This is a genomic window from Streptococcus sp. HMSC078D09 (assembly GCF_001813675.1).
Lineage (GTDB): Bacteria > Bacillota > Bacilli > Lactobacillales > Streptococcaceae > Streptococcus.
The window spans coordinates 72,225-92,886 of the sequence record NZ_KV813675.1 but is presented as its reverse complement, the minus strand read 5'-3'; the positions used below and the strand labels follow the sequence as shown (position 1 = coordinate 92,886).

The 20,662-nt window shown below is 41.3% G+C and carries 17 protein-coding genes; 11 read left to right on the top strand and 6 right to left on the bottom strand.

Going from position 1 to position 20,662, the window contains the following annotated elements; translation table 11 throughout:
• Positions 1-217: 217 nt before the first annotated feature.
• The 3 genes from HMPREF2926_RS05795 to HMPREF2926_RS05785 all read right to left on the bottom strand — a co-directional run bounded on the left by HMPREF2926_RS05795 (position 218) and on the right by HMPREF2926_RS05785 (position 3,486).
• Positions 218-2,557, bottom strand: coding sequence for an endonuclease MutS2 (locus tag HMPREF2926_RS05795; RefSeq protein ID WP_070586850.1), 2,340 nt, complete (start codon positions 2,555-2,557; stop codon positions 218-220).
• A 73-nt stretch (positions 2,558-2,630) separates the two neighbouring features.
• Entirely contained in the window at positions 2,631-3,185 is a 555-nt protein-coding gene (locus HMPREF2926_RS05790) for a CvpA family protein (RefSeq protein ID WP_070586848.1), read from the bottom strand.
• Between the two features lie 10 nt (positions 3,186-3,195).
• Positions 3,196-3,486, bottom strand: a complete 291-nt coding sequence (locus HMPREF2926_RS05785; RefSeq protein ID WP_070506075.1) for a hypothetical protein — start codon at positions 3,484-3,486, stop codon at positions 3,196-3,198.
• A 136-nt stretch (positions 3,487-3,622) separates the two neighbouring features.
• Here HMPREF2926_RS05785 and rnhC point away from each other — a divergent pair, with 136 nt between their 5' ends.
• The 3 genes from rnhC (at position 3,623) to HMPREF2926_RS05770 (ending at position 7,676) form a co-directional block, all read left to right on the top strand.
• Positions 3,623-4,522 (top strand): ribonuclease HIII, encoded by a 900-nt coding sequence (gene rnhC, locus HMPREF2926_RS05780; protein WP_070586846.1) that lies wholly within the window; start codon positions 3,623-3,625, stop codon positions 4,520-4,522.
• A 3-nt stretch (positions 4,523-4,525) separates the two neighbouring features.
• Entirely contained in the window at positions 4,526-5,176 is a 651-nt protein-coding gene (gene lepB, locus HMPREF2926_RS05775; RefSeq protein WP_049486526.1) for a signal peptidase I, read from the top strand.
• Between the two features lie 67 nt (positions 5,177-5,243).
• Positions 5,244-7,676, top strand: coding sequence for an SF1B family DNA helicase RecD2 (locus tag HMPREF2926_RS05770; protein ID WP_070586844.1), 2,433 nt, complete (start codon positions 5,244-5,246; stop codon positions 7,674-7,676).
• 8 nt (positions 7,677-7,684) lie between these two features.
• Here HMPREF2926_RS05770 and dinB read toward each other — a convergent pair whose 3' ends face one another.
• The gene (gene dinB / locus HMPREF2926_RS05765) at positions 7,685-8,791 is read right to left on the bottom strand and encodes a DNA polymerase IV (protein ID WP_070586842.1); all 1,107 of its coding nucleotides are present in this window, start codon (positions 8,789-8,791) and stop codon (positions 7,685-7,687) included.
• A gap of 260 nt (positions 8,792-9,051) precedes the next feature.
• Between dinB and pflB the strand changes: the two genes are divergently transcribed.
• From pflB to HMPREF2926_RS05750, 3 genes are all read left to right on the top strand, one after another.
• The gene (pflB, locus tag HMPREF2926_RS05760) at positions 9,052-11,367 is read left to right on the top strand and encodes a formate C-acetyltransferase (protein WP_003005386.1); all 2,316 of its coding nucleotides are present in this window, start codon (positions 9,052-9,054) and stop codon (positions 11,365-11,367) included.
• 418 nt (positions 11,368-11,785) lie between these two features.
• Entirely contained in the window at positions 11,786-12,544 is a 759-nt protein-coding gene (locus HMPREF2926_RS05755) for a threonine/serine exporter family protein (protein WP_023919150.1), read from the top strand.
• A 4-nt stretch (positions 12,545-12,548) separates the two neighbouring features.
• On the top strand, positions 12,549-13,016 hold the full coding sequence (locus tag HMPREF2926_RS05750) for a threonine/serine exporter family protein (RefSeq protein ID WP_003005049.1): 468 nt from the start codon (positions 12,549-12,551) through the stop codon (positions 13,014-13,016).
• A 1,116-nt stretch (positions 13,017-14,132) separates the two neighbouring features.
• On the opposite strand, the gene HMPREF2926_RS11315 is transcribed toward HMPREF2926_RS05750, so the two are convergent.
• A complete protein-coding gene (locus HMPREF2926_RS11315) occupies positions 14,133-14,339 on the bottom strand; it encodes a hypothetical protein (protein WP_037608378.1) in 207 nt (68 codons plus the stop codon).
• Between the two features lie 80 nt (positions 14,340-14,419).
• On the opposite strand from HMPREF2926_RS11315, the gene HMPREF2926_RS11190 reads away from it, so the two are divergent.
• Entirely contained in the window at positions 14,420-14,593 is a 174-nt protein-coding gene (locus tag HMPREF2926_RS11190; protein WP_024053490.1) for a hypothetical protein, read from the top strand.
• 82 nt (positions 14,594-14,675) lie between these two features.
• Here the strand turns inward: HMPREF2926_RS11190 and HMPREF2926_RS05730 are convergent, their stop codons facing one another.
• Positions 14,676-15,932, bottom strand: coding sequence for an MFS transporter (locus HMPREF2926_RS05730; protein ID WP_256263019.1), 1,257 nt, complete (start codon positions 15,930-15,932; stop codon positions 14,676-14,678).
• Positions 15,933-16,642: 710 nt separating this feature from the next.
• Between HMPREF2926_RS05730 and HMPREF2926_RS05725 the strand changes: the two genes are divergently transcribed.
• The 4 genes from HMPREF2926_RS05725 (at position 16,643) to HMPREF2926_RS05710 (ending at position 20,351) form a co-directional block, all read left to right on the top strand.
• Positions 16,643-17,263 (top strand): tetratricopeptide repeat protein, encoded by a 621-nt coding sequence (locus HMPREF2926_RS05725; RefSeq protein ID WP_021153887.1) that lies wholly within the window; start codon positions 16,643-16,645, stop codon positions 17,261-17,263.
• Between the two features lie 236 nt (positions 17,264-17,499).
• Positions 17,500-17,730 carry a hypothetical protein gene (locus HMPREF2926_RS05720; protein ID WP_037608420.1) on the top strand — a complete coding sequence of 77 codons (231 nt, stop codon included), beginning with the start codon at positions 17,500-17,502 and terminating at the stop codon, positions 17,728-17,730.
• Between the two features lie 186 nt (positions 17,731-17,916).
• Positions 17,917-19,089, top strand: coding sequence for a hydroxymethylglutaryl-CoA synthase (locus HMPREF2926_RS05715; protein ID WP_070586837.1), 1,173 nt, complete (start codon positions 17,917-17,919; stop codon positions 19,087-19,089).
• Positions 19,089-20,351: a hydroxymethylglutaryl-CoA reductase, degradative gene (locus tag HMPREF2926_RS05710; protein WP_070586835.1), complete on the top strand. Its 1,263-nt coding sequence runs from the start codon at positions 19,089-19,091 to the stop codon at positions 20,349-20,351. Before HMPREF2926_RS05715 ends, HMPREF2926_RS05710 begins: the two co-directional genes overlap by 1 nt.
• The last annotated feature ends 311 nt before the right edge of the window (positions 20,352-20,662 follow it).

The window sequence follows — 20,662 nt, the reverse complement described above, 5'->3', positions numbered from 1 at the left end:
ATGACTAATTATTGAGCCTAAGGTCTCAATAATTCCGAGTGCCTGAAACTGTACTGTTTCAGGCACTTTTCTCACGGCGGAAAGTTTCGGTATTTTCTTAATTTATTCTAAAAATGGGACAGATTTATATTTCTTTGCAGAATTTCTTAACTTATTTTTCTTTTTAAAAATTTAGTCTACGTTCTATACCCTAGCTAATGAAAAGCTAGGGCTTAACTTAGCCTTTAAACGTAACAATAGTTGCGCCGCTTCCACCTGCATTTTGTGGGGCGTATTCAAAACTTTTGACATGTTTGTTGCGGCGGAGGTATTTGGTCACCCCTTCACGGATGACACCCGTCCCAATCCCGTGGATGATATCGACTTGGGCCATGTTGTTGAGCAGGGCCTGATCGATAAAGCCATCTAGCTCTTGCATGGCCTCTTCATAGCGTTTTCCACGGAGATCCAGACGCGCTCTTGGCCCACTCGTATTCGATCGTTTGACGACATTCACCTGGCGTTTCTTAGGTTGAGCCGCTTCTTTTTCAGCCTTGATGAGGTTGAATTCTTTTTCTTCCAAGGTCATCTTGATCAAGCCAACTTGCGCCTCCCAGCGACCATCTTTGAGTTGCTTGACCAGGGTTCCGCGTTGGCCATAGCTGATAACCAAGATTTCATCTCCCACCTTAGGAGCACGCGCCTTTTTGGCTTTTTTCAAGACCTTGTTTTTAGAAAGGTCGACGGTTTCAGGCGCTAGTTTTTTCAACTGAGCCTTGGCTTCAATGATCTCATGTGGTTTTAACTGGGATTTAGCATGAAGCCCTTGAAGGATACGGTCACTCTCTGAGAGGGCCATGTCCACAATTTCCTTGGCTTCTTCTCTCGCCTTATTGAGCTCTGTTTCTCTCTCTCTGGTCAATTCGTTATAGAGTTTTCGAAGAGCGCGATTGAATTTGAGATTTTCTTGTTCGACCTCTTGAATGGTATCCAAGCGCTTGCGACTTTCTAAGGTCTGCGCCTCCAATTTTTCAATAATCTGATTGACATCATTATCCGTATTGGTCATCTTCATGGCATCCTGGATAATGGTCTCAGACAAGCCCAAACGGCGGGCAATTTCAAAGGCATTGGAGCGACCAGGAACTCCTTGCATGAAGCGATAGGTTGGACGCAGACTCGCTGTGTCAAACTCCATGCTGGCATTTTGCACTCCTGCAGTCTCAATCCCGTAGGCCTTGAGCTCTGGATAGTGGGTTGTTGCCATGGTCTTAATTCCACGTAAGCGCAAGTCTTCTAGGATGGCAATAGCAAGGCCAGCCCCCTCTTGAGGATCGGTTCCAGCCCCCAACTCATCCAGAAGGATCAAGGAGGCGGTATCCACTTGATTCAAGATAGATACGATATTGGTCATATGACTGGAGAAGGTCGACAAGCTCTGCTCGATCGATTGTTCATCTCCAATATCTGCAAAGACCTGTGAGAAGATGCCCACACGACTACCTGGATCCGCTAGGATGGGAAGACCAGACTGGGCCATAATTTGCGCTAGTCCCAGCGTTTTTAGCATGATGGTTTTCCCCCCTGTATTGGGACCGGTAATCACGATTTCTGTCAAGTCCTCAGTAAAATGCAGGTCATTCGCGACGGCATTTTCAATCAAGGGATGACGTAGTTGCAAGAGCTGAATAGAGCGATTGTTACTAACCTCTGGTACCACTGCCTTACAATCGCGCATAAAGCGATACTTGGCCTTGATCAAGTCTAAGTGACCGATAATCCAAGCGTTGTTAGCAATCTCTGCTGCGTGAGGGCGCAGGGTGTCAGACAATTCCTCCAGAATCTGAATGATTTCATACCGTTCATCTGCTCGATGGTTGGCAATTTCTTCATTAAGATTGACGACTGCTCGAGGCTCGATATAAACAGTATTCCCACTGGCTGAGATATCGTGGACCACCCCTGCAATGCGGTTGCGATAGGTGTTTTTTACTGGTAGAACATTGCGGCCATTCCGACTAGCAATCACAGCATCCGCCAACATATCGGCCTTGCTTTTCAGCAGATCTTGTAGAATCTCTCTGACCTGGTGTTCATTTTCCTGGATTCGACGACGAATTTTGGCCAATTTTTCGCTAGCAAAAGACTCGACAAAGCCTCCTTCGTTGATAGCTTGAAGCCCACCTTGTAGGCGAGGAAGATCCACCAAGTTGTCAAAGAGGCGATTGAGCCTTTCCAGACGGACATTTTCCAAGTTGTCGTAGAAATCCTTGAGCTCATGTGTCACCCGAAGGACAGCTTTTAGCGCTAGTAATTCATCGATATTGAGGGATGCCTCCATCTCCAAACGCTTGGCCACTGGACGGACATCTTGAATGGTCGATACGGCAAAGCGAGGCTCTTCCAAGAGGATCTGCTCCATATCTTCTAGCTCCATAAAGGCCGTTTCGATGCTTTCTTTTTTATCAGTTGGAGTAAGGGCTGCTAGCTCCATCTCCCCTTGTTCTGTCTGTAGATAGGGTTCAAAGAGTTGCTTGACCTTGTCAAACTCCAGAATATCTAAGATTTTTTTATTCATGTTTCTCCTACAAAAAAAGTGAGCGTCCTTCCTTGAATCGGACTTGTCTCACTCCTTTCTTCATTTTTGCTCCTTAAGCTCCGATAATCGCAGTCACCCACAAGTTGTGGAACAGACTGGAACTGATCGGGGTATGAAGGATGATAAAGCGGATCAATCCACTTGCATTGAGTCTATTTTGGATGGAAGCCATGGGAACCGTTGAGAGGACAGTCAAGCCCATTTGAATGACCAAAAGAGTTATCACGACGGCGATCACCCCCGCTCCAATTTGATACTTGCGATCCTCCAGTTTTTCTGGCTGGGGTACCAAGTGCATAAAGATCCCGATCACACGACCAGTCAGGTAGATCATCGCAAAAATCAACACATAAGCTAAACCTGCATAAAAGATGTCATCTAATTGAAATAGGTAGCGGTTGGCATAAAAATAATTCACCGATTGCTGGGTGGGACTCGAAAAAGGAACCCATAGAGACAACACCTTGGCCAGTCCCTTGTAGCTGCCACCTGCAATCAAGAGGGCCACTAAGGTCACTAGAAAGTAATAGGACTGGAGGATAATCCCTCTTGCATAGCCAATATAAAAGCTCCATGCCAAAATCAATAAGATTAAGAAAGTTAACATGTATCTCCTCTTATTTGGATGATTTATCCTTTAAGTCGTCTAAAGCCTTGCGACGAAAAGCATCTAATTCTTTTTCTTTGTCATCAAACTCAATCTCGCGATTCAGTTGCATGGACAAACTATTTACTGCCAATAAGATCGCGATGGTTTCATCATCTGCCTCTGGCATTTGTTCCTTAATTGCTTGGTATTTTTCTTTCGCAACACGTTCGACTTCTTCCATAAACAAATTATCATGGTTGGTTGTTAAAGTGAGCGCTTTGTTTCCAAATGTAAATTTATATCTATTTAAGCTCGCCATAAAAATCACCTCACGGTATTATACCAAAAAAGGCTAGCTTTGTCAGTAGCAAAGCCCCTCTTCACAGGGATTTTCCAGTGGATTCTTTCTTTCTTTTTGCTCCCTCTCTCCCTGAATTTGTGGTACAATAGTGGTTATGGAAAGTATGACACTCACTCCAACACAGGAGCAAATCCTTGATTTTGTCCATACCTATCGCAGTTCTCTCTCTCAAAGCAAGAACCCTCATATAGATTATTTCTTTCGACTAGAGGGAGCGACCGTTTCGATCTACAAGTCTGGAAAAGTCTTGCTTCAAGGCAATGACCTTACTCCTTACCTAGCCTTTTTCGGGCAAGATGCTGGGAACCCTAAAGGTTCTACTACTTCATCTGCACGACAAGATCTAGCCATGATCGGAACCGATGAGGTCGGAAACGGCTCTTATTTTGGTGGACTCACCGTCGTTGCATCCTTTGTCACTCCTGACCAGCACGACTGGCTCAAAAAGCTCGGTGTTGGGGATTCAAAGACCTTGGATGATCGAAAAATTCAGCAATTGGCTCCTCTCCTTGAGGAAAACATCCAGCACCAAGCACTCTTATTGTCTCCAAAGAAGTACAATGAAGTCATTGCTTCTGGCTATAATGCTGTTTCGGTCAAAGTGGCCCTGCACAATCAGGCCATCTATCTTCTATTAAGTAAAGGAGTCCAAGCAGAGCGAATTGTGATCGATGCCTTTACGACGGCTAAAAACTACCAAAAATACGTGAAAGCTGAAAAAAATCAGGTCACTCAAGCCATTGAGTTGGAAGAAAAAGCAGAAGGTAAGTATTTAGCTGTTGCGGTTAGTTCCATCATCGCCCGCAATCTCTTCCTTCAAAATCTGGAAGATCTGGGCAAGGAACTGGGATTTAATCTCCCTAGTGGAGCAGGGGCGAAGTCAGACCAAGTCGCTGCTAAATTGCTCCAGACCTATGGGATGAAGGCTCTGGATTATTGTGCCAAACTCCATTTTAAAAACACAGAAAAAGCAAAGAAATTACTAGAAAGATAAGTTATGTCAAAAAGAAGTTCAAAACAGTCATCTAGCTCACCAGTGGTGAGATTCCTTAAAGAATGGGGCCTCTTCAGCATCATCGTTGGTCTCATCATCGCCTCACGTATCTTCCTTTGGGCTCCGGTCAAGGTGGATGGCCATTCGATGGATCCAACCTTGGCTGATAGCGAGTACCTCCTTGTGGTCAACCACCTCTCGATTGATCGTTTCGACATTGTCGTTGCTAGTGAAAAAGACGACGACGGCAAAACCAAGGACATTGTCAAGCGGGTCATCGGTCTTCCTGGAGATACTATCCAGTACGATAACGATACCCTCTACATCAATGGGAAAAAGACCAACGAGCCCTATTTGAAAGACTACATTGCTCGATTCAAAAAAGATAAATTGCAATCGACCTACACTGGAAAAGGCTTCGAAGAAAATGGAGAACTCTTCCGCCAATTGGCTAATACAGCCCAAGCTTTTACAGTAGACAAGGATGGCAATCCTAAATTTACCTTGAAGTTGCTCGACGATGAATACCTCCTACTTGGAGATGACCGGATCGTTTCAAAAGATAGCCGTCAGGTCGGAGCTTTCAAGAAAGAACAAATCAAAGGGCAAGCCGTCTTTAGACTATGGCCGATCTACCCTTTCAAAACTTATTAGTATAGATTAACAGACTGAGGCTGAGACAAGTATGTCCCAGCCTCGCTTTATAAAAAGGAAAGAAATGATGGAATATTATTTTTCTGGTACTATTGAGCGCATTATTTTTGAAAATCCTAGCAGTTTTTTTCGAATCCTCTTGCTCGACATTAGCGATACCGATGCCGAAGACTTTGATGATTTTGAGATCATTGTGACGGGCACCATGGCAGATATCATGGAAGGCGAAGACTACACCTTCTGGGGGGAGCTGGTCCATCATCCTAAATACGGAGAGCAGCTCAAAATCAGTCGCTATGAACGTGCCAAACCCTCTAGCAAGGGCTTGGTGAAATATTTTTCCAGCGACCACTTTAAAGGAATTGGTCTCAAAACAGCCCAAAAAATCGTGGACCTCTATGGGGACGATACCATTGACAAAATTTTGGAGGCTCCTGAAAAATTAGAAGAAATCACAGGTCTCTCCAAGAAAAACCGCCTGGCTTTTGTGGAAAAACTCCGTCAGAATTACGGAACGGAGCGCATTCTCGCCCAACTAGCCAATTATGGTATTCCCAATAAATTGGCCTTTCAGATCCAAGACTTTTATAAAGAAGAAACCCTCCAGATCGTGGAGCAACAGCCCTACCGATTGGTGGAAGATATCCAAGGTATGGGCTTTAAAATTGCGGATCAACTAGCCGAAGAATTGGGCATTGCAAGTGACGCCCCAGAGCGTTTCCGCGCGGGTCTGATCCACAGCCTTTTTAACTACTCTATCGAGACTGGAAATACCTATATCGAAGCCAAGGACCTCCTGCGCTATACCATTGACCTTCTAGAATCAGCTCGTCCAGTAGAATTGGACCCTTCCACTGTCGCCCAAGAATTAGGACGCCTCATCGAGGAAGACAAGGTCCAAAACGTGGACACCAAGATCTTTGACAACAGCCTCTTCTTTGCGGAGGAAGGGATTCGCACTCATATCGGTCGCCTCCTAGAAAAAGGAAAGCAAGCTTCATTTGACCCTGAGAAAATCAACCAGGCGATTGAGGCGGTTGAAAAAGATTTGGGGATTCGCTACGATGCGATTCAAAAAGAGGCGATTCACCAAGCTATCCAAAACAAGGTCTTTATCCTCACCGGGGGACCGGGGACAGGAAAGACCACCGTTATCAATGGGATGATCAGTGTCTATGCCCAACTCCACCAGCTGGATCTTCGGAAGAAAAAAGACCTGCCGATCCTCTTGGCTGCCCCAACGGGACGGGCAGCCAGGCGCATGAATGAGCTGACAGGACTTCCGAGCGCCACCATCCACCGCCATTTGGGGATGACAGGAGATGATGACACCAGCCACTTAGAGGACTATCTGGACGCAGACTTTATCATTGTGGACGAGTTTTCTATGGTCGATACCTGGCTAGCTAATCAATTACTCAGCAATATTGCAACAGATACGAAACTCTTGATTGTGGGAGATGCCGACCAATTACCTTCCGTCAGCCCTGGTCAGGTCTTGGCTGATCTCTTGCAGATTCCGAGCATCCCTCAGACCAAACTGGAACATATTTTCCGACAGAGTGAGGACTCGACCATTGTCTCACTAGCAGGAGATATTCGCCAGGGCAAGCTTCCTCAAGATTTCACAGAACGAAAAGCCGACCGCTCTTATTTCGAAGCCGGAAGCGAACACATCCCTAAGATGATCGAACAAATCACTTCTGCTGCCCTTCGTAGTCAAATCCCTGCTCGAGATATCCAAGTCTTGGCACCCATGTACAAGGGCCAGGCCGGCATTGACAATATCAATACGCTCATGCAAGACCTTCTCAATCCAGCTGTCAAAGATCAGGTGGTCTTTGACACGCCAGACTGCCAATACCGCGATGGAGACAAGATCATCCATCTGGTCAATGATGCAGAAAGCAATGTCTTTAATGGAGATATCGGCTACATCACCGATCTTCTCCCAGGAAAATATACAGAATCCAAGCAAGATGAATTGACCATCCAATTTGATGGCAATGAAATCGTCTACCCGCGCAATGAATGGTACAAGGTTCGCTTAGCCTATGCGATGAGTATTCACAAATCGCAAGGAAGCGAATTTCCGGTAGTGATTTTACCCATTACCAATCAAAGCCACCGGATGTTGCAGCGCAATTTGATCTATACTGCCATCACGCGCTCTAAGAGCAAACTGATCCTCTTAGGAGAATACAGCGCCTTTGATTACGCTACTAAAAATACCGGTACTGCGCGCAAGACCTACTTGGTGGAGCGCTTCAAGGACCTGGACGGAGGCGAGGCGACCAAAGACTCTTCTTCATCCGTTGCCACCGCTTCTGCTACAGTCGAATCCGCACGAAGCACGAAAGGGACTGTTGAAAGGAAGGCTGATCCTGATGAACCGACTGTCTATCGACTGACTGAAGACAATCTCCACACCATCTCTCCTATGATCGGACTGACAGAAGAAGAAATTGCAGCCTTTTTTGACATCAAAAAATACGACTAGTGAACAAACTAGTCGTTTTCTTTTTCTTCTACCAAAGGCAACTCAGTATGATCGACGAAATTGGTCATGGTGACACCCAAGAGGCGGATTCCAGTATTTGTCGATTCGATTTCTTGAAAAATTTGGCGAGCGGAACGATTGATCCGCTCAGCCTCTCGTGTTGGCTCTGTTAGTGTGATCCGCTTGGTCAGGGTGGTGAAGTCTCCATAGCGCACTTTTAAGACCAAGGTCTTTCCTTGCTTGCCGTGTTTTTCCAGCGATTGGGCCACCTTACTGGACAGATTGGCAATTTCTTCTAAAATATCATCCTCAGCATAAAGGAGCTTGCGGTAGGTCCGCTCTTTCCCGATCGACTTGCGGATACGATGGCTCTTGACAGGGCTATTGTGAATCCCTCGCGCCTTACGAAAGAGATCATAGCCAAAGCGCCCAAATCGATCGATCAAGGTCATCTCCGGAATGGCTAAAAGATCCGCGCCAGTATAGACCCCCATCTCATGCAGCCGCTCCACTGTCTTCTTTCCTACCCCGTGAAATTTGGCAATGTCCATCTGGCTCAGGAAATCCTCAGCATCCTCCGGCAAGACCACCGTTAGGCCACGGGGTTTTTGGTAGTCACTTGCCATCTTGGCCAAAAACTTATTATAAGAGACACCCGCTGAAGCTGTGAGATGCAGCTCTTCCCAGATCGCATGCTGAATCAAGCGAGCGATTTTGACAGCTGATTTGCTCTGGATTTTATTTTCCGTCACATCTAGATAGGCTTCATCAATACTCATAGGCTCGATCAGATCTGTATAGCGCTTGAAAATCTCACGAACCTGCTCGCCCACTTCTCGGTATTTTTCATAATTTCCAGAGATAAAAATCGCTTGAGGACAAAGGTCCAGCGCTTCTTTGGAACTCATGGCCGAATGAATGCCATATTTCCGTGCTTCATAGTTACAGGTCGAGACCACACCTCTCCCTCCCGATTGACGAGGGTCCTGGCCAATTACGACAGGCTTCCCCTTTAAACTAGGGTTGTCTCTTTCTTCGACGGCAGCAAAAAATGCATCCATATCAATATGAATAATCTTGCGACTCGTATCATTCACCAATGGAAATATCAGCATTTTTACCCTCCTTTTTTTCTATTATAAGAAGAAAATTTTAGAATTGCAAAAATCGGCCCTTCCTAAAAACATGAAAATTGATGGAAATTCGTGTTCATTTTCAAAAATGTAGTACAGTATCACAGAAGAGTTGAAACTGTATTATAAAAGAATCTGCTATTTTTCGCAATTTGTCTTTGTGTAACCGGTTTCTGTATGGTATACTACTATTGTAAGTGCAACAGATATAGTTGCTAGAAAGACAATAGAGGAAAATAAAAATGGTTGTTAAAACAGTCGTTGAAGCACAAGATATTTTTGACAAAGCCTGGGAAGGCTTCAAAGGTGAAGATTGGAAAGAAAAAGCAAGCGTTTCTCGCTTCGTTCAAGCTAACTACACACCTTATGATGGAGATGAAAGCTTCCTAGCTGGTCCAACTGAACGTTCTCTTCACATCAAGAAGATTGTTGAAGAAACAAAAGCTCATTACGAAGAAACTCGTTTCCCATACGATAACCGTCCAACATCTATCGCTGATATCGCAGCTGGATATATCGACAAAGAAAACGAAGTCATCTTCGGTATCCAAAATGATGAGTTGTTCAAATTGAACTTCATGCCTCGTGGTGGTATCCGTATGGCGGAAACTACTTTGAAAGAAAATGGATACGAACCAGATCCAGCAGTTCATGAAATCTTCACAAAATACGTTACAACTGTAAACGATGGTATCTTCCGTGCTTACACTTCTAACATCCGTCGCGCTCGTCACGCTCACACTGTAACTGGTCTTCCAGACGCTTACTCTCGTGGACGTATCATCGGGGTTTATGCTCGTTTGGCTCTTTACGGTGCTGACTACTTGATGGCTGAAAAAGCAAACGACTGGAACTCTATTACTGAAATCGATGAAGAATCAATCCGTCTTCGTGAAGAAGTAAACCTTCAATACCAAGCACTTCAAGAAGTTGTTAAATTGGGTGACCTTTATGGTGTAGACGTACGTCGTCCTGCCTTCGATACAAAAGAAGCGATCCAATGGACAAACATCGCCTTCATGGCTGTCTGCCGTGTGATCAACGGTGCTGCTACTTCTCTTGGACGTGTGCCAATCGTTTTGGATATCTACGCTGAACGTGACTTGGCTCGTGGTACTTACACTGAATCAGAAATCCAAGAATTCGTTGATGATTTCGTTATGAAATTGCGTACTGTTAAATTTGCTCGTACAAAAGCTTACGACGAATTGTACTCAGGTGACCCAACCTTCATCACAACATCAATGGCTGGTATGGGTAACGACGGTCGTCACCGTGTTACTAAGATGGACTACCGTTTCTTGAACACTTTGGACAACATCGGTAACTCTCCAGAACCAAACTTGACAGTTCTTTGGACTGACAAATTGCCATACAACTTCCGTCGCTACTGTATGCACATGAGCCATAAACACTCTTCTATCCAATACGAAGGTGTAACAACAATGGCGAAAGACGGATACGGTGAAATGAGCTGTATCTCATGTTGTGTATCTCCACTTGACCCAGAAAACGAAGAACAACGCCACAACATCCAATACTTCGGTGCTCGTGTTAACGTTCTTAAAGCTCTTCTTACTGGTTTGAACGGTGGTTACGACGATGTTCATAAAGACTATAAAGTATTTGACATCGATCCAATCCGTGACGAAGTTCTTGAATTCGAATCTGTTAAAGCAAACTTCGAAAAATCTCTTGACTGGTTGACAGACACTTACGTAGATGCTTTGAACATCATCCACTACATGACTGATAAGTACAACTACGAAGCTGTTCAAATGGCCTTCTTGCCAACTCACCAACGCGCTAACATGGGATTCGGTATCTGTGGATTCGCTAACACTGTTGATACTTTGTCAGCAATCAAATACGCTACTGTTAAACCAATCCGTGACGAAGATGGCTACATCTACGATTACGAAACAATCGGTGAATACCCACGTTGGGGTGAAGATGACCCACGTTCTAACGAATTGGCAGAATGGTTGATCGAAGCTTACACTACTCGTCTTCGCAGCCACAAACTTTACAAGAACGCTGAAGCAACTGTTTCACTTCTTACCATCACTTCTAACGTTGCTTACTCTAAACAAACTGGTAACTCACCAGTCCACAAAGGGGTATACCTCAACGAAGATGGTTCTGTGAACTTGTCTAAATTGGAATTCTTCTCACCAGGGGCTAACCCATCTAACAAAGCTAAAGGTGGATGGTTGCAAAACTTGAACTCACTTGCTAGCCTTGACTTTGGTTACGCAGCTGATGGTATCTCATTGACAACTCAAGTATCTCCACGTGCTCTGGGTAAGACTCGTGATGAACAAGTGGATAACTTGGTAACCATCCTTGATGGATACTTCGAAAACGGTGGACAACACTGTAACTTGAACGTTATGGACTTGAACGATGTTTACGAAAAGATCATGTCAGGTGAAGACGTTATCGTTCGTATCTCTGGATACTGTGTAAACACTAAATACCTCACTCCAGAACAAAAAACTGAATTGACACAACGTGTCTTCCACGAAGTTCTTTCAATGGATGATGCCTTGAACTAAGATTCAAATAGGTCTTAAAAACCAGTCGGAAACGGCTGGTTTTTTCATCCCCATCGCAAGAGTATTCTGAATTTTGAAAGAGTTTAAGAGCCTACTATATAGAGTTTGACAGCGTTTTCTCCAAGTGTTATAGTAGAGCTGTAAATAATATAGAAGGGGTGATCCTATGTTTTTAACATTTATTTTCGCTATTATTTGGCTCTTTATCCTGATTGCACTGATCTTTTTAGCAACCCTTCTCGTCCAGGATAGCACCGTGCAGCACCACCACCCGAGTTAAAGAATGATAAGCCTAAACAATAGCTATTCTAAACGAATTCAGAAAGGATAAGAAACAAACTAGAATTGTCAAATTTTAGTTCTGTCTCTCGTCCTTTTTTGCTATAATAGAAACAGATTATTTAGTAAGAAGGAAATTATGGAAGAGTCAAAACAGATCAACCAAGTGATCGACGTCCTGATGTTAGCTGGAACCCTCCTGATCGAGAGCGGTTCTGAGATTCACCGGGTCGAAGATACCATGATCCGGATCGCCCATTCACAAGGAATCGTCGATTGCAATGTTTTAGCGATGCCAGTCGCTATTTTCTTTTCAATCGAGAATGCCAATGTCACGCGCATGAAACGGATCTTGCGGACTAATTATAATATTGAAAAGGTCTGTGATGTCAATCAGATCTCTCGTCAACTCGTCTCTGGAGAGATCGATCTCGAGCAAGCCTACCAAGCCCTGAGCGAGTTGAAAATGAAGCGCGTTCCTTATACCAATCTCCAGTTGACCATTGCGGCAACCCTCAGTGCTCCTTTCTTCTCCATCATGTTTGGAGGAAATTTCTATGATGCGATTGGAGCAGGTATTGCGACTGTCTTTGCCTTTGCTTTTTCTCTTGTCGTTGAGAAATACGTTCGCATTCCTTTTGCCACTGCCTTTGCAGCCGCCTTTGTCTTTGGTTTTTTGGCCCATATCTGGACGCGCTATAGTGGTTTTCCTTCCAATACCGATCTCATTATCGCAGGCTGTGTCATGCCCTTCGTTCCTGGAATCGCCATGACCAATGCCGTCCGAGATCTGATGAATTACCACCTCAACTCTGGGATGAGCAAACTCTTTGAGACTCTCCTCATTACTCTTGCACTTGGTGCCGGTACAACCGTTGCCCTCGTCCTTATGAAATAAAATCATGAACCTAACTGAATTTTTAATCCAAGCGGTGGCCAGTTTGATTGCCATCATCACCTTTTTAATCGTCCTAAATGTGCAACGCTCCATGTTGATTCCTGGAGGAATCCTCGGTATGGGCATCTGGCTACTTTACTATATCCTGAAAGGGCCTACCAATGTCATCGTTGCAACCTTTATTGCAGCCATTGTCGGCTCCTGTATCAGTCAGATTTTAAGTATCATTCTCAAGACGCCTGTTGTGGTCTTTATGTTGTCCATTCTCGCACCCTTGGTTCCTGGATATATTTCCTATCGGACTACTTCCTTCTTTGTCAGTGGCCAATATCGCCAAGCAGTGACCAGCGTGACCCTGGTGGTTATTCTGGCCTTGGTGATCTCCATCGGGATGGCTAGCGGCTCCGTTGTCTTGAAACTCTACCATTCTTACCAACGCCATCAAAAAAGAAAAATGACCAATGCCAACTAGCATTTGTCATGTTGGTGACAAAGTCTTCTTAAAAACTTTCCTTAGGTCCAAAACTCCCGAGTGCTAGAAACAATAGTGTTTCTAGCACTTTTCTCACGGCGGAAAGTTTTTGTATTTTCTTGATTCATTTTAACAATTGGAACTCATTTTTATTTTTTGAAGAAAACTAAAAGTTTATGTACAATTGACTAAACTAAAGCTAAACCATTGATTTAACTGAATTAGATGCATAAAGTACATTCTTTAAAAAGTGTACTTTATTTTTTTTTGTAAATTATTCTGAAACTACTTTCACATATTAAAAATTGAATCTAAATTGCTGTAGGCCTATAATAAATATAGGGATAAAAAGAAATCTTCCTAGAAAGGAGTATACTGTATCATATGTGACAGTATTATTAATGAATCATGAAAAAAATAATTACTATAATACAGTGCATTTTGTTCCCCGTGTCTCCTTACATAGCTAGAGAACTATGCTTGATGAGTAAAAATCTAGTCGATAATATGTTCCTTGCATTCTTTATCATGCTAACAATTTCTTTTTGGCTTGGTATTTGGAAGTTGGGAGATCTTGTGGGAAATCCAAAATAGAAAGTAAAAAGTTGTGCTAGAGATGAGATTTTTATTTATTTTAATTATTAATACACCTTATTTCTTTTATTTAAAATGGAAGGATAAGCCTAAACAAAAAAATAAGTCCTTTTGCTATCTTTATAAGTTTTACATGATTTACTTGTGGTTTATCGTCATAATTTCCATAATGGCTACCGGTATTTTATCCCTTGGAATAGTAGCTGGTATGGGAAGAAAACTTCCGTTTGGTTTCTTTGTTTTATCTTTTTTATGTGTAGTTCTATTTAGTTTCTATATTTTTAGTATTCTAAAAGAGATAAAGGAATTAAAGCAAATAAAAGAGAAAATAAATAGATAGACGTAATCTAATTTGAATTGTATTTATCTGGACTATACATCAAAATAAACAAGAATAGGGAAAAGTCTTTAGGATCAAAAAACGCATAATATTAGGTTTTGAAAAACCTTGATACTATGCGTTTTATTGTGGGGAGATTTACTTTATTTTCTCCTGAAATTGAGTTTTTACCTAGTATCGTTTCACTTCCGATTAGAGATAACAAATTTATCAATGAATAGTAAGTGATATAATGCAAGTACAAATCCCCAGAAACTACCACGAAGAGAAAATTCTTGATGATTAAGAGGAAGCAAATCACGGTTTCCTATATAGATGCATGTCAAAATCACAAATAGAATCCAAAATAAATCAGTCCATTTATATTTTGAAAAATATTTTTTTAGCATAAGAACACCTTCTTCCTTTACTACATTAGTAGTATACGATAAAATGTAAGCGAATACAAATAAAAAGGAGGATTGACCTTATGAATGAAAAAAATCGTACATATTTTATTTGTGCAAGTATTATTATTTCATCTATAATTTTAGGACTCTTTATTTATAACGGAATTTATAACGGATTTGACGTTTTGGGTCAATATATAAACGATGGCCTCAGGGTAATTAATAGTAATTTACCTGATGTTTTTAGGCAGTAATAGTAATAGAATTTAAAAAAAGACAAGGTGTTTTATCCTTGTCTTTTTCGTTTTACGTTTTAATACTGCTTTTGTTTCAATATCAATAAATGTGTTCTTTTTTGAGTATTCTATAGATTCGAGGTAACATTATCATCGTATAGATCAGGAGAGAAACTCCTCCAAATACGAATATTAGACCTCCGTTTATTTCTTTTTGAAATAGATAAGTAAATACAATGGTACCGATCGGCATGATAGACGTATTTAGTGTGAACAAAGTACTCATTACTCTTCCTAAATAATTTGTTTCAATACTACTTTGAAGATAGGTCATGACGACAATATTTAGAATAACAAGAGTGAATGCGATAATTCCCATAAATAAACCGCCAACGGAAGAAATAATCACTTGGGTGTTAGTAATTGCAAATGTAATACCCAAACCAATGATAGCGATAGTTAGAAGAAAAAGCGGGATGCGGATTCTATTAGTGAGAAGTGTGTTGGTTTCTTTTTTGTCTGGCAGTATCGACATAGACACACTGGCTAATAACATTCCAACTGCAGACATAGTTTCTAGGATACCTACTGTTGCATTATCTAATAAGAGTTGCTCTTTGACTACAAATGGTACTCCAATACTAATGGAAGTATAGAAAAAATTCAGTACAACACTAACAAGAATAATATATTTGACAATCTGATTTTCTTTTAAGAATTGGATAATTTCTTTGACCCCATGTTGATGCTTTTCATTCTGTTTAATTTTAGCTTCTTGCTCTTCATGTTCATAGAAGAATTTCATGGTAAGTAAGACACCTAAAGAAAGGATATTTGCAATGATTTCTATAAGAATAAAGCCTGAGAAGCCTAACCAATTATAAAGAATGACTCCAATAGCTGGGGAAAGCATGGTTGCGATAGCAATGGCGGTTTGTGTAACAGAGCTTAATCGTTGAATTTTTGTATCATTTACTAACTCGTGGATAGAGGCTGAATAACAAGTATCATTGATGTTAACTGTGACAGAGTGAAGTATGACAAACGGAATTACTAAATATAAGATAGTAGATGAATTCGTTAAAAAATAAAATGCATAAAACAGAAGAAAGATTATAAGTCTAAAAATAAAATTATAAATTAATATCTTTTTATGACGGTATCGGTCTACTAAATTACCGATTGGAACCAAGAAAATCAAACTAACTAAAGGATAGATGATCATATTGATTCCAAAACTCATTGCCGATTTTGTTTGGTCCAGTAACATTAATCCTAAAGCAAAATTAAAAGCTTTTCCACTTAAAGAACTAATAAAACTACTAATAAAGTCTTTGATGATTTGTCTATTAGACATTTGATCACTTATTAAATTCTTAATATTAACCCCCTCCATTCGTTTCAACATTGCTTCGATTATCTAATCCTATTCAATGAACCTGTGTTGTAAGGTAATTGGAATATTAGATAAGCCATAATTTTTGTTAATTAAGATTTTATCAATTATACTAATAAAAGTATATTAAAAAATGTAAAAAATATTGTATTTATGTTTACTCATTATATTTCTCTCTTGCTTTGACATTATCTAAATTGATAACTTCATACGTACCTCTTCTAAAATAGGATATATTTTACAATCGTTAAAGGATTTCAAAATGAAACAGATTGATTTATTTTGATTTTTATAGGCTTTAAATTTATTCCAGATGTCTATACTATTTATCACAACATTTGACACCGCTTTCAAACGGGAGTACAATAATATTGAGGACAAGATGGTTAATCTCTTTTATTTGGGAGGTGTCAGATATGCAAATCTATTTTGTTTATTCTATTTTCTATCTATTATCACGCGTAGTAGCACTTGTAGTTCTAGCTTATCTTATTAAGTTACTCATTGCTCGTTTAAAAAGAAACTAAGTAACATTTTGCCCAAATAGTAGTTATTTGGGCTTTTTGCTATACTTTAGCATAGTGGATTAAATTTATAAAGATAGGATTTAGCATATTCTTATTGAGTGATTTTATTTTATGAAGGTTGTTTATAGGTAAGGGGGAAAATAGATGGTTTCTAAAATTGATGTGGCTTGGGACTTGTTTCTGGAGGGAAAAACATCAGAAGCTAAAAAGTTGGTTGAACAAGATTTTTCCATTGATACCTGTACAGATTTTAGCCTTTTAAATCTGATGGGGTATTTATTATTGGCAGAAAAAGACTATGCCTCGTGTACCCATATCTTTGAGAAATACATTTTATTAGCTCAACAAAATGAAGATAAAGAACATGAACACATTGGATTACATCAATTAGCAATGATCTACAGAGAGCAGGGGAATTTTCATAAGGCTTTAAAACTCATTGAAAATGAAGAGGAGATAATTGAAGAGCATTTCCCCAATGATAATCTAAAGAAAGCTGTGAATAACTACGAACAAGGCTATTTGAGATTGAAATTAAACAATCTTAATGAAGCTCTTACATTCATGAATCTGTCACTGGAACAATCTTTAGAGACTGATGATGTGATTTCTCAAGCTTGTAGCTATAGAGGGTTAGGTGAAATCTATTTAGCCTTGGAAGATACGGAATTATCCAATAGACATTTCAAACGAGCTATAGAACTTTTCGAAAGTGTTGGAGAGTTTGAAGGGGTAAAGGAAATTGAGGAATTGATTAATCGATGATTTTGTCATTAGTTTGCTTAAATAAAGTACATAATTGACAATGATTAGCTCAAAAAATTTTTTTGTTACTAAAGTAATCGCTTCACTTATCTTAAAATAGTTTTTCTCCATTCAAACTAATGCAAAATAATATTCGTTTTTCAATTTCTCTAAGTGTAATCGCTTGCATTTTTACTTAAAAGGACTACAATTAAAGTGAAAAAACAAATCCTTTAAAGTATGCGAGGTGCTGTATGATGATAAGCAAGTATATCAAGTATCTTCCTTGGATGATCCTAGGAACCCTCTCCTCCTATCTATTAGCAACTGATTATGCCCGCAATTCATTTGACTTGTTCTATCTGACCTTGAACTTTACGATTGTGTACATCGCTTTAATCGTCTTCTACGAAAAAGTTCTAAGAGACAAATGCAAAGAACTCTTCATACGAATCATGAGTAATCCTAAAAAAAATAAGCAAGGATAAGAGTTGAAAAGCCATCTAAGGATGGCTTTTTCTTATAGATTCTCTATTTTTCTTTGAAACATTGCAAAATCGGTCCCGAGAATGATTTCCTTGCTGATCTAGCTTTTTCAAAGGAGTTTTACCCTTAAATATGGTAAAATAGTAACGAAATATACTAGTAGATATCAAATAAAAAAGAGGTTAAGAATGACAATTGGGATTGATAAGATTGGTTTTGCGACGAGCCCTTATGTCTTGCGTTTAGAAGATTTGGCTGCTGCTCGTGATACTGATCCCGAAAAACTGAGCAAGGGTCTTCTCTTAAAAGAACAAAGTGTTGCACCGATCACAGAAGACATCGTCACATTGGCTGCTACTGCAGCAGATGATATTTTAACAGACGAAGATAAAGAAGCGATCGACATGGTGATTCTTGCGACAGAATCTGGAATCGACCAGAGTAAGGCCGCTGCTGTGTTTGTCCATGGCTTACTAGACATCCAGCCTTTCGCTCGCTCTTTTGAGATGAAAGAAGCTTGCTATGCTGCAACTGCTGCTTTGGATTATGCTAAACTCCATGTTGAAAAATTCCCACAGAGTAAGGTTTTGGTCATTGCCAGTGACATTGCTAAATACGGAATTGGGACTCCTGGTGAACCAACACAGGGGGCTGGAGCGGTTGCCATGCTAATCAGCCAAAATCCTCGTATTCTATCTTTTAACGATGATAATGTTGCCCAAACACGCGATGTCATGGATTTTTGGCGTCCAAATTACGCGACAACTCCCTTCGTGAATGGGATTTATTCAACGCAACAATATCTAGATTCTCTAAAAACAACCTGGGCGGAATACCAGAAACGGACTGGCCTTGCCTTGACAGACTTTGCGGCCGTCTGCTTCCACTTGCCTTATCCGAAATTAGCTCTCAAGGGCTTGAAAAAAATCCTGGATAAGTCAGTGTCAGAAGAGAAAAAAGATCAATTACAATACAACTTTGATCAATCGATTCTATACAGCCAACGCGTGGGAAATATCTACACTGGATCTCTTTTCCTAGGCTTGCTGTCACTACTGGAAAATGACCCCCAACTCAAAGCTGGAGACCGAATCGCCCTCTTTAGCTATGGAAGTGGAGCGGTTTCTGAGATCTTTAGTGCCAATCTCGTTCCTGGTTTTGAGCAACTCTTAGATCACAAACGCATGGAAAAACTGGACCAACGGACGGTTCTTAGTGTTGCTGACTACGAACGACTCTTTTATGAGGAAGTAGATCTAGATCCTAGTGGCAATCAAGTGTTTGAGCCTGCTACTCATCAAACTTTTGCTTTGACAGAGATCAAGGAACACCAACGCACTTACCAGAAAGTAGAAAAATAATGGCACGATTACCAGGTTTTGCAAAACTTTCTCCCACAGAACGCATAGAGGCCTTACTGAAGGAAGGCCTCTTAACTTGGGATGAAGCACAGATCTTAAAAGAACAAAAGGGACTCCCCCTTTCTATTGCAGATCAACTGACGGAAAATGTCTTGTCGACTTTTGACTTGCCTTTTAGCCTCGCTCCTTATTTCCTGATCAATGGTCGTGACTATGTCCTTCCCATGGTCACAGAAGAACCATCCGTGGTCGCGGCTGCCAGCTTTGCAGCCAAGCTCATCCAACGTTCGGGCGGTTTCACCACCCAGGTGCACCAGCGCCAAATGATCGGTGAGATTGCTCTGACGGATGTTAAGGATTGGGAAATTGCGAGCAAACGCATCCTAGATGACAGGGAAAGCCTTCTTCAGCTGGCTAATGAAGCCTATCCTTCTATCGTTAAGCGTGGAGGTGGAGCGAGAGATCTTTGGGTCGAAAACAAGGGAGACTTTCTTATTGTCTACTTGGCTGTCGATCCTAAAGAAGCCATGGGAGCCAATATGCTCAATACCATGTTAGAAGCTCTGACTGATCGCATCCAGGAACTCTCTGGTGGTCAGGCCTTGATGGCAATTTTATCCAACTTGGCCACTCGCTCTTTGGTGAGTGCACGGTGTGCGATCGATTTTAAAGCACTGAGTCGAAATCCTGAGGAAGCCATTGAGATTGCCCACCGGATGGAGCTAGCTAGCCAACTGGCTCAAGCGGATCCTTACCGTGCAGCCACACATAACAAGGGAATTTTTAACGGGATCGATGCCCTGGTCCTTGCGACAGGCAATGACTGGCGGGCCATCGAAGCAGGAGCCCATGCCTATGCTGCACAAAGTGGTTCATACAAGGGCTTGAGCCACTGGACAAGTCAGCCAGAAGAGAAAAAACTCTATGGGGAGATCACCCTGCCAATGCCAGTTGCGACAAAAGGGGGCTCTATCGGCCTCAACCCAACGGTTCAAGTCAGCCACCGTTTGCTAGGAGAACCTTCTGCTATTGAATTAGCAGGTATCATCGCTTCGCTCGGTTTGGCGCAGAATTTCGCAGCCCTCAAAGCCCTTGTCACCACAGGAATCCAAGCAGGACATATGAAACTCCAAGCACGCTCCCTAGCCCTTCTAGCAGGTGCTAAGGAAGAGGAAGTTCCCCGATTGGTCAGCCAACTCCTTGAAAACAAACCCTTTAACTTAGAGAAGGCACAAACACTCTTACAAGAATTGAGAAAATAAAAGAACTAAGACAAGGTTTTCGTTTTCAGATTGAAGACAAAGTCATCTTAGAAACTTTCCTTAGGTGAGTACGGACGTCAGCGAACTTCGAAGAAGTTCCATGACTTAGTTTTGAACCTAAAGTTTCAAAACTCCCGAGTGCTAGAAACAATCCTATTTCTAGCACTTTTCTCACTGCGGAAAGTTTCAGTGTATGTTTGAATGAGACTATTGGGATGTATCAGTTTTAATTATTCTGCATCACTTAGCTTGTTTTATGTAAAAAACAGTTTGTTTACATTCTAAAAGAGGCTGGGACAAAAGTCCTAGCC

What these genes read in the sequence shown, in the direction of transcription:
- HMPREF2926_RS05785 (WP_070506075.1), bottom strand. Translation starts at nt 3,486, where the DNA reads ATGGCGAGCTTAAATAGATATAAATTTACATTTGGAAACAAAGCGCTC.
- HMPREF2926_RS11190 (WP_024053490.1), top strand. Translation starts at nt 14,420, where the DNA reads ATGAATGAAAAAAATCGTACATATTTTATTTGTGCAAGTATTATTATT.
- HMPREF2926_RS11315 (WP_037608378.1), bottom strand. Translation starts at nt 14,339, where the DNA reads ATGCTAAAAAAATATTTTTCAAAATATAAATGGACTGATTTATTTTGG.
- HMPREF2926_RS05715 (WP_070586837.1), top strand. Translation starts at nt 17,917, where the DNA reads ATGACAATTGGGATTGATAAGATTGGTTTTGCGACGAGCCCTTATGTC.
- HMPREF2926_RS05750 (WP_003005049.1), top strand. Translation starts at nt 12,549, where the DNA reads ATGAACCTAACTGAATTTTTAATCCAAGCGGTGGCCAGTTTGATTGCC.
- HMPREF2926_RS05720 (WP_037608420.1), top strand. Translation starts at nt 17,500, where the DNA reads ATGATAAGCAAGTATATCAAGTATCTTCCTTGGATGATCCTAGGAACC.
- HMPREF2926_RS05795 (WP_070586850.1), bottom strand. Translation starts at nt 2,557, where the DNA reads ATGAATAAAAAAATCTTAGATATTCTGGAGTTTGACAAGGTCAAGCAA.
- HMPREF2926_RS05725 (WP_021153887.1), top strand. Translation starts at nt 16,643, where the DNA reads ATGGTTTCTAAAATTGATGTGGCTTGGGACTTGTTTCTGGAGGGAAAA.
- HMPREF2926_RS05790 (WP_070586848.1), bottom strand. Translation starts at nt 3,185, where the DNA reads ATGTTAACTTTCTTAATCTTATTGATTTTGGCATGGAGCTTTTATATT.
- HMPREF2926_RS05755 (WP_023919150.1), top strand. Translation starts at nt 11,786, where the DNA reads ATGGAAGAGTCAAAACAGATCAACCAAGTGATCGACGTCCTGATGTTA.
- pflB (WP_003005386.1), top strand. Translation starts at nt 9,052, where the DNA reads ATGGTTGTTAAAACAGTCGTTGAAGCACAAGATATTTTTGACAAAGCC.
- HMPREF2926_RS05770 (WP_070586844.1), top strand. Translation starts at nt 5,244, where the DNA reads ATGGAATATTATTTTTCTGGTACTATTGAGCGCATTATTTTTGAAAAT.
- rnhC (WP_070586846.1), top strand. Translation starts at nt 3,623, where the DNA reads ATGGAAAGTATGACACTCACTCCAACACAGGAGCAAATCCTTGATTTT.
- HMPREF2926_RS05710 (WP_070586835.1), top strand. Translation starts at nt 19,089, where the DNA reads ATGGCACGATTACCAGGTTTTGCAAAACTTTCTCCCACAGAACGCATA.
- HMPREF2926_RS05730 (WP_256263019.1), bottom strand. Translation starts at nt 15,932, where the DNA reads ATGTCTAATAGACAAATCATCAAAGACTTTATTAGTAGTTTTATTAGT.
- lepB (WP_049486526.1), top strand. Translation starts at nt 4,526, where the DNA reads ATGTCAAAAAGAAGTTCAAAACAGTCATCTAGCTCACCAGTGGTGAGA.
- dinB (WP_070586842.1), bottom strand. Translation starts at nt 8,791, where the DNA reads ATGCTGATATTTCCATTGGTGAATGATACGAGTCGCAAGATTATTCAT.